10 protein-coding genes are annotated in these 14,008 nt (G+C 61.6%); 8 read left to right on the top strand and 2 right to left on the bottom strand.

The window, feature by feature from the left end; all coding sequences use genetic code 11:
* Positions 1 to 537 carry a retropepsin-like aspartic peptidase RloA gene (rloA, locus tag L6D74_RS13355; protein ID WP_011333239.1) on the bottom strand — a complete coding sequence of 179 codons (537 nt, stop codon included), beginning with the start codon at positions 535 to 537 and terminating at the stop codon, positions 1 to 3.
* Between the two features lie 300 nt (positions 538 to 837).
* Here rloA and L6D74_RS13350 point away from each other — a divergent pair, with 300 nt between their 5' ends.
* The 6 genes from L6D74_RS13350 (at position 838) to prpD (ending at position 9,313) form a co-directional block, all read left to right on the top strand.
* Entirely contained in the window at positions 838 to 1,560 is a 723-nt protein-coding gene (locus L6D74_RS13350) for a GntR family transcriptional regulator (protein WP_169432611.1), read from the top strand.
* A complete protein-coding gene (gene prpB / locus L6D74_RS13345) occupies positions 1,557 to 2,447 on the top strand; it encodes a methylisocitrate lyase (protein ID WP_007951973.1) in 891 nt (296 codons plus the stop codon). The genes L6D74_RS13350 and prpB overlap by 4 nt, the downstream gene beginning before the upstream one ends.
* 43 nt (positions 2,448 to 2,490) lie before the next feature.
* Positions 2,491 to 3,618 (top strand): bifunctional 2-methylcitrate synthase/citrate synthase, encoded by a 1,128-nt coding sequence (gene prpC, locus L6D74_RS13340; protein ID WP_236189467.1) that lies wholly within the window; start codon positions 2,491 to 2,493, stop codon positions 3,616 to 3,618.
* A 61-nt stretch (positions 3,619 to 3,679) separates the two neighbouring features.
* Positions 3,680 to 6,274, top strand: coding sequence for a Fe/S-dependent 2-methylisocitrate dehydratase AcnD (gene acnD, locus L6D74_RS13335; protein ID WP_236189466.1), 2,595 nt, complete (start codon positions 3,680 to 3,682; stop codon positions 6,272 to 6,274).
* A gap of 54 nt (positions 6,275 to 6,328) precedes the next feature.
* Positions 6,329 to 7,519, top strand: a complete 1,191-nt coding sequence (prpF, locus tag L6D74_RS13330; protein ID WP_236189465.1) for a 2-methylaconitate cis-trans isomerase PrpF — start codon at positions 6,329 to 6,331, stop codon at positions 7,517 to 7,519.
* A 309-nt stretch (positions 7,520 to 7,828) separates the two neighbouring features.
* A complete protein-coding gene (gene prpD, locus L6D74_RS13325) occupies positions 7,829 to 9,313 on the top strand; it encodes a 2-methylcitrate dehydratase (RefSeq protein ID WP_236189464.1) in 1,485 nt (494 codons plus the stop codon).
* Positions 9,314 to 9,447: 134 nt separating this feature from the next.
* Here prpD and ppsR read toward each other — a convergent pair whose 3' ends face one another.
* Positions 9,448 to 10,266, bottom strand: a complete 819-nt coding sequence (ppsR, locus tag L6D74_RS13320; protein ID WP_007951980.1) for a posphoenolpyruvate synthetase regulatory kinase/phosphorylase PpsR — start codon at positions 10,264 to 10,266, stop codon at positions 9,448 to 9,450.
* Between the two features lie 174 nt (positions 10,267 to 10,440).
* Between ppsR and ppsA the strand changes: the two genes are divergently transcribed.
* Complete coding sequence (gene ppsA / locus L6D74_RS13315; RefSeq protein ID WP_085649398.1) at positions 10,441 to 12,816, top strand: phosphoenolpyruvate synthase; 2,376 nt, start codon at positions 10,441 to 10,443, stop codon at positions 12,814 to 12,816.
* Between the two features lie 97 nt (positions 12,817 to 12,913).
* Positions 12,914 to 13,903, top strand: coding sequence for an alpha/beta fold hydrolase (locus tag L6D74_RS13310; RefSeq protein WP_085649399.1), 990 nt, complete (start codon positions 12,914 to 12,916; stop codon positions 13,901 to 13,903).
* The last annotated feature ends 105 nt before the right edge of the window (positions 13,904 to 14,008 follow it).

Genomic DNA, 14,008 nt, shown 5'->3' with positions numbered 1-14,008 from the left:
TTACTCGGCGGTATGAGCGGCGATGGCGCAGGCGGGTTTGCCGGCAGCGTATTTAAGACTGGGATCGACCAGCGCATCGAAGCGTTTCAGCGCCTCGGAGCCGATCAAAAGCGGGTATTGGAACGCACTACGGTCGGTCAGGTTCACTTCGATGCTGCGCATTGCCGAACCCATGCAGATGTCCAGCTCGATCACCGGGCGGGCGGTGTACTTCTTGCCTTCTTCCGGGTCGTAGTCGCCGGCGCGGCGCTTGATCTTGCTGACCCGGGCCAGCGGCCGTTCGATCGGGTGGGAATGCGCGGCGTCGATGGCCAGGTAGAAACGTACCCAGGACTCGCCGTTGCGTTTGAAGCGTTTGATGTCGCGGGCGCTCAAGGAGGCGGTTTTCGCCCCGGTGTCGAGTTTCGCCGCCACTTCCAGGTTGATCCCGTCGAGGGCAGCGTATTCGTTGAGGCCGTACACGGTCTTTTCCCCCGCCGCGGCGAGGCCGGGCAGGCAAAACAGTGCAAAGAATGTGGGGAAGGGCTTGAGTCTCATAAATCCTGGCGAGCAGCGTTCCGTTCTCGGTTCAGGGCCATGGCATCAGGAAATCCTGTCTGCCCATGCGCCTTCGTGTGCCTATCAGCTTTTTATGACAAGCCGTGCAAATGACTCGCAAATGCGGGCGGCATTCTAGCACGGTGGTTTTATGGCGCCAGCGCCGGGGCCGGTCTATAACCCTTGGGGCTGACACGCAGGCTTATTAGACGATTGTCGACAATCTCTATTTATCCTTTGACTGATGCGGGTTGATTCGCTAGTTTTTGCCGCATTGGATTTGAAGGTGTCGACAATATGCTGGATCAACTCGATCCCCCGGTGATCAGCGGCGACGATTCCGAGACGCTCTCGGAAAACGTCTTCCGGCGCATCCAGGCGGCCATCGTCAAAGGCGAGATCGCCCCGGGCAGCAAGATCTCCGAGCCGGAACTGGCGCGCACCTACGGCATCAGCCGCGGGCCGCTGCGCGAGGCGATCCATCGTCTGGAAGGCCAGCGCCTGCTGGTGCGCGTACCGCACGTCGGTGCGCGGGTGGTGTCGCTGAGCCACGCCGAATTGCTCGAACTCTACGAAATCCGTGAATCCCTCGAAGGTATGGCCTGCCGTCTGGCGGCCGAACGCATGAGCGTCGAAGAAATCGACGAACTGCGCCGGGTGCTGGAAACCCACGAACGCGATGCAGCGTTCCAGGCCGGCGTCGGCTACTACCAGCAGGAAGGCGATTTCGACTTTCACTACCGGATCATCCAGGGCAGCGGCAACCGCACCCTTACGCAAATGCTCTGCGGCGAGCTCTATCAACTGGTGCGCATGTACCGCATCCAGTTTTCCACCACGCCCAATCGCCCGCGCCAGGCCTTTGCCGAACACCACCGGATTCTCGATGCCATCGCCGACCGTGACGGCGAGCTCGCGGAATTGTTGATGCGCCGTCACATCGGCGCCTCGAAACGCAACATTGCCCGTCACTACCAGGACGGCGCCGACAATAAGACAGCCACTGAACGAGGTGAGTCATGAGTTCCAACAAGAGCACTCCAGGCCAGCGTTTCCGCGATGCGGTCGCCAGCGAACATCCGCTGCAAGTGGTCGGGGCGATCAATGCCAACCACGCGCTGCTGGCCAAGCGCGCCGGTTTCAAGGCGATCTACCTGTCGGGTGGCGGGGTGGCTGCCGGCTCCCTCGGCGTGCCGGACCTGGGCATCACCGGCCTGGATGACGTGCTGACCGACGTGCGCCGCATCACCGACGTCTGCGACCTGCCGCTGCTGGTGGACGTGGACACCGGTTTCGGGGCCTCGGCGTTCAACGTGGCGCGCACCGTCAAGTCGATGATCAAGTTCGGCGCGGCGGCGATTCACATCGAAGACCAGGTCGGCGCCAAGCGCTGCGGCCATCGTCCGAACAAAGAGATCGTGACCCAGCAGGAAATGGTCGACCGCATCAAGGCTGCCGTCGATGCCCGCACCGACGACAGCTTCGTGATCATGGCGCGCACCGACGCGCTGGCTGTTGAAGGCCTGGAATCGGCACTGGATCGCGCCGCCGCGTGCATCGAGGCCGGCGCCGACATGATTTTCCCGGAAGCCATCACGGAACTGGAGATGTACAAACTGTTCGCCAGCCGCGTGAAGGCGCCGATCCTGGCCAACATCACCGAATTCGGCTCGACGCCGCTGTACACCACCGAGCAACTGGCCGGCGCCGACGTGTCGCTGGTGCTGTACCCGCTGTCGGCGTTCCGCGCGATGAACAAGGCTGCGGAAAACGTCTACACCGCGATCCGCCGCGACGGTACTCAGCAGAATGTCATCGACACCATGCAGACTCGCATGGAGCTTTACGATCGCATCGATTACCACACCTTCGAGCAGAAGCTCGACGCGTTGTTTGCGGCGAAGAAGTAAGCCGCAACCGTACTCCCTAATAAATTCAAGATTGGAGACAACAATGGCCGAAGCAAAAGTACTCAGTGGCGCCGGGCTCCGGGGCCAGGTCGCCGGGCAAACCGCACTGTCCACCGTGGGCCAGGCCGGTGCCGGGCTGACCTATCGCGGCTACGACGTGCGCGAACTGGCAGCCGACGCACAATTTGAAGAAGTGGCGTACCTGCTGCTCTACGGAGAACTGCCGACCAAGGCGCAACTCGCCGACTACCAGAGCAAACTCAGCAAGCTGCGCGACCTGCCACAAGCGCTGAAAGAAGTGCTGGAACGCATCCCCACCGACGCCCACCCGATGGACGTGATGCGCACCGGCTGCTCGTTCCTGGGCAATATCGAGCCGGAAAAAGACTTCTCCGAGCAACGCGACAAGACCGACCGTCTGCTGGCCGCCTTTCCGGCGATCATGTGCTACTGGTATCGCTTCAGCCACGACGGCAAACGCATCAATTGCGTGACGGACGAGCAGTCCATCGGCGGCCACTTCCTGCACCTGCTGCACGACAAGAAGCCGAGCGAACTGCACGTCAAGGTGATGAACGTGTCGCTGATCCTCTACGCCGAGCACGAATTCAACGCCTCGACCTTCACCGCTCGGGTGTGCGCTTCGACCCTGTCCGATCTGTATTCCTGCGTCACGGCGGCCATCGGTTCCTTGCGCGGCCCGCTGCACGGTGGCGCCAACGAAGCGGCGATGGAAATGATCGAGCGCTTCTCGTCACCGGAAGAGGCGATCAAGGGCACCCTCGGCATGCTCGAGCGCAAGGACAAGATCATGGGCTTCGGCCACGCGATCTATAAGGACAGCGATCCGCGCAACGAGGTGATCAAGGGCTGGTCGAAAAAACTCGCCGACGAAGTGGGCGACAAGGTGTTGTTCGCGGTTTCCGAAGCCATCGACAAGACCATGTGGGAGCAGAAAAAACTGTTCCCCAACGCCGACTTCTACCATGCCTCGGCGTACCACTTCATGGGCATCCCGACCAAGCTGTTCACCCCGATCTTCGTCTGCTCGCGCCTGACCGGCTGGGCGGCGCACGTATTCGAACAGCGCGCCAACAACCGCATCATCCGTCCAAGCGCCGAGTACACCGGCGTCGAACAGCGCAAGTTCGTGCCAATCGAACAGCGCTGACCGGGGAGGGCGCCGGCACAGGCGCCCCCTCTTTGAAACTACCGTGACCGAGTCCTGACCGATGAACACAGAATTTCGCAAGAACCTGCCCGGCACGCCGCTGGACTTTTTCGACGTCCGTGCGGCTGTCGATGGGATCCAGCCCGGCAGCTACGACACCCTGCCGTACACCTCTCGCGTGCTGGCGGAAAACCTCGTGCGTCGCTGCGACCCGGCCACGCTCACCGATTCCCTGAAACAACTGATCGAGCGCAAACGCGACCTCGACTTCCCGTGGTTCCCGGCCCGCGTGGTGTGCCACGACATTCTTGGCCAGACCGCACTGGTGGATCTGGCCGGCCTGCGCGACGCGATTGCCCAGCAGGGCGGCGACCCCGCGCAGGTCAACCCGGTGGTGCCGACGCAACTGATCGTCGACCACTCGCTGGCGGTGGAAGCGGGCGGTTTTGACAAGCAGGCCTTCGAGAAGAACCGCGCCATCGAAGACCGGCGCAACGAAGACCGCTTCCACTTCATCAACTGGACCAAGAAGGCCTTCAAGAACGTCGACGTGATCCCGCCGGGCAACGGCATCATGCACCAGATCAACCTGGAGAAAATGTCGCCGGTGATCCAGGTGCGCGACGGCGTGGCGTTCCCGGATACCTGCGTCGGCACCGACAGCCACACCCCGCACGTCGATGCGCTGGGCGTGATCGCCATCGGCGTCGGTGGTCTCGAAGCTGAAAGCGTGATGCTCGGCCGCGCGTCGTGGATGCGCCTGCCGGAAAGCGTCGGCGTGGAACTGACCGGCAAGCTGCAACCGGGCATCACCGCCACCGACATGGTGCTGGCGCTGACCGAATACCTGCGCAAACAGAAAGTGGTCGGCGCGTGGCTGGAGTTCTTCGGCGAAGGTGCTTCGGCGCTGACCCTCGGCGACCGCGCGACCATCTCCAACATGGCCCCGGAATACGGCGCCACGGCGGCGATGTTCTACATCGACCAGCAGACCATCGATTACCTGAAACTCACCGGTCGCGAAGACCAGCAAGTGCAGCTGGTCGAGCAATACGCCAAGCAGATCGGCCTGTGGGCCGACAGCCTGAAAGGCGCGCAATACGAGCGCGGCCTGACCTTCGATCTGTCCTCGGTGGTGCGCAACATGGCCGGCCCGAGCAACCCGCACGCCCGCGTGGCGGTGTCGGATCTGGCAGCCAAAGGCATCGCTGGCCAGTGGGAAGACGTGCCGGGGCAAATGCCTGACGGCGCGGTGATCATCGCCGCCATCACCAGTTGCACCAACACCAGCAACCCGCGCAACGTGATCGCCGCCGGCCTGCTGGCGCGCAACGCCAACAAGCTCGGGCTGACCCGCAAGCCGTGGGTCAAGTCGTCGCTGGCGCCGGGCTCGAAAACCGTGGCGCTGTACCTCGATGAAGCAGGGCTGACCACGGAGCTGGAGCAGCTCGGTTTCGGTGTCGTCGCGTTTGCCTGCACCACCTGCAACGGCATGTCCGGCGCGCTGGATCCGGTGATCCAGCAAGAGATCATCGACCGCGATCTGTACGCCACCGCTGTGCTGTCCGGTAACCGTAACTTCGACGGGCGGATTCACCCGTACGCCAAGCAGGCGTTCCTCGCTTCGCCGCCGCTGGTGGTGGCCTACGCGATTGCCGGCACCATCCGCTTTGATATCGAGAAAGATGTGCTGGGCGTGGTCGACGGCAAGGAAATCCGCCTGAAAGACATCTGGCCGAGCGACGAAGAAATCGACGCGGTGGTGAAATCCTCGGTCAAGCCCGAGCAGTTTCGTCAGGTCTACATCCCGATGTTCGCCATCCATGAAGACACCGGCCCCAAAGTTGCGCCGCTGTACGACTGGCGTGAGATGAGCACCTACATCCGCCGTCCGCCGTACTGGGAAGGCGCGCTGGCCGGGGCGCGCCCGCTGAAGGGCATGCGCCCGCTGGCGGTGCTGCCGGACAACATCACCACCGATCACCTGTCGCCGTCGAACGCGATCATGCTCGACAGCGCCGCCGGCGAATACCTGGCGAAAATGGGCCTGCCGGAAGAGGACTTCAACTCTTACGCGACCCACCGTGGCGACCACCTGACCGCGCAGCGCGCGACGTTTGCCAACCCGAAATTGTTCAACGAAATGGTCGTGGAAAACGGCAAGGTCAAGCAGGGCTCGCTGGCCCGCGTCGAGCCGGAGGGCCAAGTGATGCGCATGTGGGAAGCGATCGAAACCTACATGGAACGCAAGCAGCCGCTGATCATCATCGCCGGCGCCGACTACGGCCAGGGTTCGTCCCGCGATTGGGCGGCCAAAGGCGTGCGGCTGGCGGGTGTGGAAGCGATTGCCGCCGAAGGTTTCGAGCGCATTCACCGCACCAACCTGGTGGGCATGGGTGTGTTGCCGCTGGAGTTCAAACCGGGCACCGACCGCAAGACCCTGGGTATCGACGGCAGCGAAACCTACGACGTGATCGGCGAGCGCACGCCGCGTGCCGACCTGACGCTGGTGATCCATCGCAAGAACGGCGAACGCGTTGATGTGCCGGTGACCTGCCGTCTGGATACCGCTGAAGAAGTGTCGATCTACGAGGCCGGCGGCGTGTTGCAGCGCTTTGCCCAGGACTTCCTCGAAGAGTCGGCGGTTGCCGTTTAAATCAACTGATGTGGGCATGGGACTTCAAGTCCCATGTCTTCGTTAAGGAGCACCATGGCTCACGCACCGCAAATAAAAATCCCCGCCACCTACATGCGTGGTGGCACCAGCAAAGGCGTGTTTTTCAGCCTCAAGGATCTGCCCGAAGCCGCGCAGATTCCCGGCCCGGCCCGCGATGCGCTGCTGCTGCGGGTCATCGGCAGCCCCGACCCGTACGACAAGCAGATCGACGGCATGGGCGGCGCCACGTCCAGTACCAGCAAAACCGTGATCCTGTCGAAGAGCATCAAGGCCGATCACGACGTCGATTACCTGTTCGGTCAGGTGTCCATCGACAAGCCGTTCGTGGATTGGAGCGGCAACTGCGGCAACCTGTCGGCGGCGGTCGGTTCGTTCGCCATCAGCAATGGTCTGGTGGACGCCAGCCGCATTCCGCACAACGGCGTGGCGGTGGTTCGCGTGTGGCAGGCCAACATCGGTAAAACGATCATTGCCCACGTGCCGATCACCAATGGCGAAGTTCAGGAAACCGGTGATTTCGAACTCGACGGCGTGACCTTTCCGGCCGCCGAAGTTCAGGTCGAATTCATGGATCCGGCGGCGGAAGAAGAGGGCGGCGGTGGCTCGATGTTCCCCACCGGCAACCTGATCGACGAGCTGGAAGTGCCGGGCGTCGGTACGTTCAAGGCGACCATGATCAACGCGGGTATCCCGACGATCTTCGTCAACGCCGAAGACATCGGTTACACCGGCACCGAACTGCAGGGCGCGATCAACAGCGATCCGAAAGCGTTGCAGATGTTTGAGACCATTCGTGCTTATGGCGCGTTGCGCATGGGGCTGATTTCGAATCTGGATGAGGCGGCCAAGCGACAACACACGCCGAAGGTTGCGTTTGTCGCCAAGCCTGCGGATTACGTGGCATCGAGTGGCAAAGCCATTGGCGCCGGGGATGTGGATCTGCTGGTGCGGGCGTTGTCGATGGGCAAGCTGCACCACGCGATGATGGGGACGGCGGCGGTGGCGATCGGCACCGCAGCAGCTATCTCCGGCACTTTGGTGAATCTGGCGGCGGGTGGTGTTGAGCGCAATGCGGTGCGGTTCGGGCATCCTTCCGGGACGTTGCGCGTCGGCGCTGAGGCCAGTCTGGAGAACGGTGAGTGGGTCGTGAAGAAGGCGATCATGAGCCGTAGTGCACGCGTGCTGATGGAAGGTTACGTCCGCATACCTGGCGACTCTTTCTGATCCAGAATCGATGCCCTCACCCCAGCCCTCTCCCGGAGGGAGAGGGAGCTGACCGAGTTGTAATTAGATGTCCTGCGACCTGAAGCATCTTGGCGATTATGGATTCACAGAAAGACGTTCAGGTCGGCGTAACGCTTGAATATCCCCCATTCGGTCCCCTCTCCCCCCGGGAGAGGGCTAGGGTGAGGGCAGCAATCCAACTGAAGAAACACCCCAAAGCAGACACCCACGATCTGCTCTAAACAAAAAAAACCAACCAGCCCCTGAGGAAGACCCCACCACTCATCATTCCCCACCAGGAGAACCGCAATGAGCGCCAACGTCGACCTGAACAACCGCCCCGACTACGACCGTATCCTGCAGGACATCGCCGATTACGTCCTCACCTGCAAAATCGAATCCACCGAAGCCCTCGACACCGCCCGCAACTGCCTGATGGACACGCTGGGCTGCGGTCTGCTGGCCCTGCGTTTCCCCGAATGCACCAAGCATCTTGGCCCAATCGTCGAAGGCACCGTCGTCCCATTCGGCGCCCGAGTCCCTGGCACCTCCTATCGCCTCGACCCGGTGAAAGCCGCGTGGGACATCGGCTGCATCGTGCGCTGGCTCGATTACAACGACACTTGGCTCGCCGCTGAATGGGGCCATCCGTCGGATAACCTCGGCGGGATTCTCGCGGTGGCCGATCACCTGTCGCAAAAACGTCTGGCCAGCGGTGAAGCGCCGCTCACCGTGCGCGATGTACTCGAAGCCATGATCATGGCCCACGAGATTCAAGGCGTGATCGCCCTGGAAAACTCCTTCAATCGTGTAGGCCTCGATCACGTCATTCTGGTGAAAGTGGCCTCGACTGCCGTGACCGCCAAACTGATGGGCGCCAACCGCGAGCAGCTGTTATCGGCGTTGTCCCATGCGTTTGCCGACGGTCAGGCATTGCGCACTTACCGCCATGCGCCGAACGCCGGTTCGCGAAAATCCTGGGCGGCGGGGGATGCATCGAGCCGGGGCGTGCGGCTGGCGGATATCGCGATGCGCGGCGAAATGGGCATTCCCGGCGTCTTGAGTGCCAGACAGTGGGGCTTTTACGACGTTCTGTTCAGCCACACCAACAATGATCTGGCACTCAAGCCTGAAGACAAGCGCGCCTTCAGCTTTTCGCGACCGTTCGGCAGCTACGTGATGGAGAACGTGCTGTTCAAAATCAGCTTCCCCGCCGAGTTCCACGCGCAAACCGCCTGCGAAGCCGCTGTGACCTTGCATCCGCAGGTGCGCAATCGTCTGCATGAGATCGACCGGATTGTCATCACCACGCATGAGTCGGCGATTCGCATCATTTCCAAGGTCGGGCCGCTGGCCAACGCCGCCGACCGCGATCACTGCCTCCAGTACATGACCGCCGTGCCGCTGGCGTTCGGCAATCTGGTGGCTGAGCAGTACGAGGATGATTTCCACAAGGCCCATCCGGTCATCGATGTGCTGCGCGAAAAAATGGTCATCGTCGAAGATCCGCGTTTCACCCGCCAATACTTGGAGGCCGACAAACGCTCGATCGCCAATGCGGTGCAGGTGTTTTTCAAGGACGGTTCGAGCACGGAAAACGTGGTGGTGGAGTACCCGATCGGCCATCGCCGGCGTCGCGCCGAGGGCATTCCGTTGCTGGAGGACAAATTCCGGGCAAATCTGGCGACCCGCTTCACCGGACAGCGCAGCGGGGAGATTCTTGCGCTGTGCATGGATCAGGCGCGGCTTGAAGCCACGCCGGTGAACCGGTTTGTCGATTTGTTTGTGATCTGAGGGACCGCGTTATCGTTCTTCGCGGGCAAGCCCGGCTCCCACAGGGTTTTGTGTCGGATGCAGTTTTTGCAAACGCCACGACACCCGTGGGAGCCGGGCGTGCCCGCGAAGGCGTCAGATCAGACACCGCAGAGCTATTTGAAGCGCCGCTCCACGCCTTTTTCCACGAGAATCTTCGCGGAAATTTCTTCCACCGAAAAATGCGTGGAGTTGATGTTCGGGATGTTCTCGCGGCGGAACAGGTTTTCCACTTCGCGCACTTCGAACTCGCACTGGGCGTAGCTCGAATAACGGCTGTTGGGCTTGCGTTCGTTGCGGATCGCGGTGAGGCGGTCCGGGTCGATGGTCAGGCCGAACAGCTTGTGCTGGTGGGCGCGCAGGGCGGCCGGCAGTTGCAGGCGTTCCATGTCGTCTTCGGTCAGCGGGTAATTGGCCGCGCGGATGCCGAACTGCATCGCCATGTACAGGCACGTCGGCGTCTTACCACAACGCGACACGCCCACTAGTATCAGGTCGGCCTTGTCGTAATAGTGGGTGCGGGCGCCGTCGTCGTTGTCCAGAGCGAAGTTCACCGCTTCGATGCGCTCCATGTAATTGGAGTTGTGACCGATGGAGTGGGATTTGCCGACGGTGTAGGAAGAATGCTCGGTCAGTTCCTGTTCGAGCGGGGCGAGGAACGTCGAGAAAATGTCGATCATGAAACCATTGGAGGTTGCGAGAATCTCACGGATGTCCTGATTGACGATGGTGTCGAAGATGATCGGCCGGAAACCGTCGGTTTCAGCGGCTTTGTTGATTTGTTGTACCATGGCCCGCGCTTTTTCAACGCTGTCGATGTAGGGGCGCGTGAATTTGCTGAAGGTAATGTTTTCGAACTGCGCCAGAAGGCTTTGACCCAGGGTTTCGGCGGTGATGCCGGTGCCATCGGAGATAAAGAAAGCAGATCGTTTCATTTGCACCTTGGGCCTTAAGCTAATGAGCATTTCTGGATATGATAGGCGCGATTTGCCGGCCGCCATTGGCCCGCATTCTCACTTATTTTCCAGGTCCAGGCCATACAGCCGGCCAACGCTCCCCCGAGCCGCCGGTTTCTGAGCTTTTCCAACACAGTTAGTGGAGAGATCACCTTGGTAGAGTACGTAGTTTCCCTCGATAAGCTCGGCAAACACGATGTTGAGCATGTGGGGGGCAAGAACGCATCCCTGGGCGAGATGATCAGTAACCTGGCCGGTGCCGGTGTTTCGGTCCCCGGCGGCTTCGCCACCACGGCGCAAGCCTATCGCGACTTCCTGGAACTGAGCGGTCTGAACGATCAGATCCACAAGGCCCTCGATGCGCTGGACGTCGATGACGTCAATGCCCTGGCCAAGACCGGCGCCCAGATCCGCCAATGGATCATGGAAGCCGAATTCCCTGAAAAACTGAACACCGAGATCCGCACCGCGTTCGCCGCGCTGTCGGCCGGTAATCCTGACGTGGCCGTGGCCGTGCGTTCCTCCGCCACCGCCGAAGACTTGCCGGACGCTTCGTTCGCCGGTCAGCAGGAAACCTTCCTGAACATCCGTGGCGTGGAAAACGTCATTCGCGCGGCCAAGGAAGTGTTCGCTTCCCTGTTCAACGACCGTGCCATTTCCTACCGCGTGCACCAGGGCTTCGACCACAAGCTGGTCGCCCTGTCGGCTGGCGTGCAGCGCATGGTGCGTTCGGAAACCGGCACCGCCGGCGTGATGTTCACCCTCGATACCGAATCCGGTTTCCGTGACGTGGTGTTCATCACCGGCGCCTACGGTTTGGGCGAAACCGTTGTACAAGGCGCGGTGAACCCGGACGAATTCTATGTCCACAAGGGCACCCTGGAAGCCGGTCGCCCGGCGATCCTGCGGCGCAACCTGGGCAGCAAGGCCATCAAGATGATCTACGGCGACGAGGCCAAGGCCGGTCGTTCCGTGAAAACCGTTGATGTCGACAAGGCCGACCGCGCGCGTTTCTGCCTGACCGACGCTGAAGTCAGCGAGCTGGCCAAGCAGGCGATGATCATCGAGAAGCACTATGGCTGCCCGATGGACATCGAGTGGGCCAAGGACGGTGACGACGGCAAGCTGTACATCGTGCAGGCCCGTCCCGAAACCGTGAAGAGCCGCACCCAGGCCAACGTCATGGAACGTTACCTGCTGAAGGAAACCGGCACCGTGCTCGTGGAAGGTCGTGCCATCGGTCAGCGCATCGGCGCCGGCAAGGTGCGGATCATCAAGGACGTGTCCGAGATGGACAAGGTCCAGCCCGGCGACGTGCTGGTCTCCGACATGACCGACCCGGACTGGGAACCGGTGATGAAGCGCGCCAGCGCCATCGTTACCAACCGTGGTGGCCGTACCTGCCACGCGGCGATCATCGCCCGTGAGCTGGGTATCCCTGCGGTCGTCGGTTGCGGCAACGCCACCCAACTGCTGAAGGACGGCCAGGGCGTGACCGTGTCCTGCGCCGAAGGCGACACCGGTTACATCTTCGAAGGCGAACTGGGTTTCGACATCAAGAAGAACTCCGTCGACGCCATGCCGGAGCTGCCGTTCAAGATCATGATGAACGTCGGCAACCCGGACCGCGCCTTCGACTTCGCGCAGCTGCCGAACGCCGGTGTGGGCCTGGCCCGTCTGGAATTCATCATCAACCGCATGATCGGCGTGCACCCGAAAGCGCTGTTGAACTACGACGGCCTGCCGCAGGACATCAAGGAAAGCGTCGACAAACGCATCGCCGGTTACGACGATCCGGTCGGCTTCTATGTCGAGAAACTGGTTGAGGGCATCAGCACCCTGGCCGCTGCGTTCGCTCCGAAGAAAGTCATCGTGCGTCTGTCGGACTTCAAGTCCAACGAATACGCCAACCTGATCGGCGGCAAACTGTACGAGCCGGAAGAAGAAAACCCGATGCTGGGCTTCCGTGGCGCTTCGCGTTACATCAGCGAATCGTTCCGTGACTGCTTCGAACTCGAGTGCCGTGCGCTGAAGCGCGTGCGCAACGAGATGGGCCTGACCAACGTCGAAATCATGGTGCCGTTCGTCCGTACCCTCGGCGAAGCCAGCCAGGTGGTCGATCTGCTGGCCGAGAATGGCCTCAAGCGTGGCGACAACGGTCTGCGCGTGATCATGATGTGCGAACTGCCATCCAACGCGATCCTGGCTGAAGAATTCCTCGAATTCTTCGACGGTTTCTCGATCGGCTCCAACGACCTGACCCAGCTGACGCTGGGCCTGGACCGTGACTCCGGGATCATCGCGCACCTGTTCGACGAGCGTAATCCGGCGGTCAAGAAGCTGTTGGCCAACGCGATTGCCGCGTGCAACAAGGCCGGCAAATACATCGGCATCTGCGGTCAGGGTCCTTCGGACCACCCGGACCTGGCCAAGTGGCTGATGGAGCAGGGCATCGAAAGCGTGTCGCTGAACCCGGACACCGTGCTGGAAACCTGGTTCTTCCTTGCCGAAGGCCAGGCGGCGGAATAAGCCGTGAATGAAGCCCCGCCCGTTGAACCGGGTCGGGGCTTTAAGATTGAAGTAGGGCGAGCTCTCCGGATGCCGCCCTTTTTTGTGCAAGAGCATTATGCAAAGCAGCAGCAACCTATTTCCTGTCGCCCTGATCAGCGCCGAGCGACGCGGTGATCTGAGCGAAGACGTTTATCGTTTGAAACCGGGCAACAGCCCTGACTGGTCCGTGGAAATCGCGGTGACCCGCCTCGGCTTGGCCGATGAGCCGGCGTCGCGCGGCGTGCCAGTGATCTTGCTGCACGGCAGTTTTTCCAATCGGCGCTTCTGGTTCTCGCCGAAGGGCCTGGGCCTGGGCGCGTATCTGACGCGTCTGGGTTTCGATGTGTGGATCCCGGAAATGCGCGGTCACGGTCTGTCCCAGCGCAACGAGGACTACCGCCGCAACCGCGTCGCCGACTATGCCCGTTACGATCTGCCGGCGATTGCCGCGTTCGTCCGTGAGCAGAGCGGGCAGATTCCGCACTGGATCGGCCACTCGCTGGGTGGCATCACGTTGGCGGCCGCGCTGGGCGGCGAATACCTCGGTGAACCGGCGGTGGCGTCGGCGGCGTTTTTCGGCACGCAGGTCAGCCGCACGTACTGGCCGCTGAAGATTCCGCCGGTGGAGTGGAGTGGGCGCTTCATTCTCAAGCGTTTTGCCCAGTTGTCCGGCTCGCGACTCAAGCGCGGCCCCGAGGACGAGCCGATCGGCCTGGCGCTGGAAAGCATGCGCTGGTACGGACTGTTCGGGCGTTTCGGCGACAAGGACAAGGATTGGTGGGCAGGTCTTGCCGACGTGCAGGTCCCAGTGCTGGCGGTAAGCGCGGCGGGGGATCATCAGGATCCTGCCTGGGCCTGCAGGAAACTGTTCGAACAGATTGGCTCCGAGCACAAGCAGTTCATCAATCTGGGCCGTGAGCAGGGTTTCAACGATCAGTTCGGGCATGTCGAGATGCTGGTCAGCAAAGCGGCACAGGCCGAGGTCTGGCCGCTGGTGGCGCGCTGGCTGGCAGATCAGCACACGCCATTGCTTGGCGAGAAGCCGGATCTGGCGGCAGCGGTCTGAACGCGGCGCCCTGAAAAGGGCATTTCGTTCGCGTCGGCTTGCGGCTAAGATATGACGCATTGGACGGTTCTGGTCATATTTAGTGACTGTTTCGCTATTACGTTT

It is taken from the genome of Pseudomonas pharyngis, from assembly GCF_021602345.1.
In the GTDB taxonomy this organism is placed as follows: Bacteria; Pseudomonadota; Gammaproteobacteria; order Pseudomonadales; family Pseudomonadaceae; genus Aquipseudomonas; species Aquipseudomonas pharyngis.
This window is presented reverse-complemented; position numbering and strand designations above follow the sequence as displayed.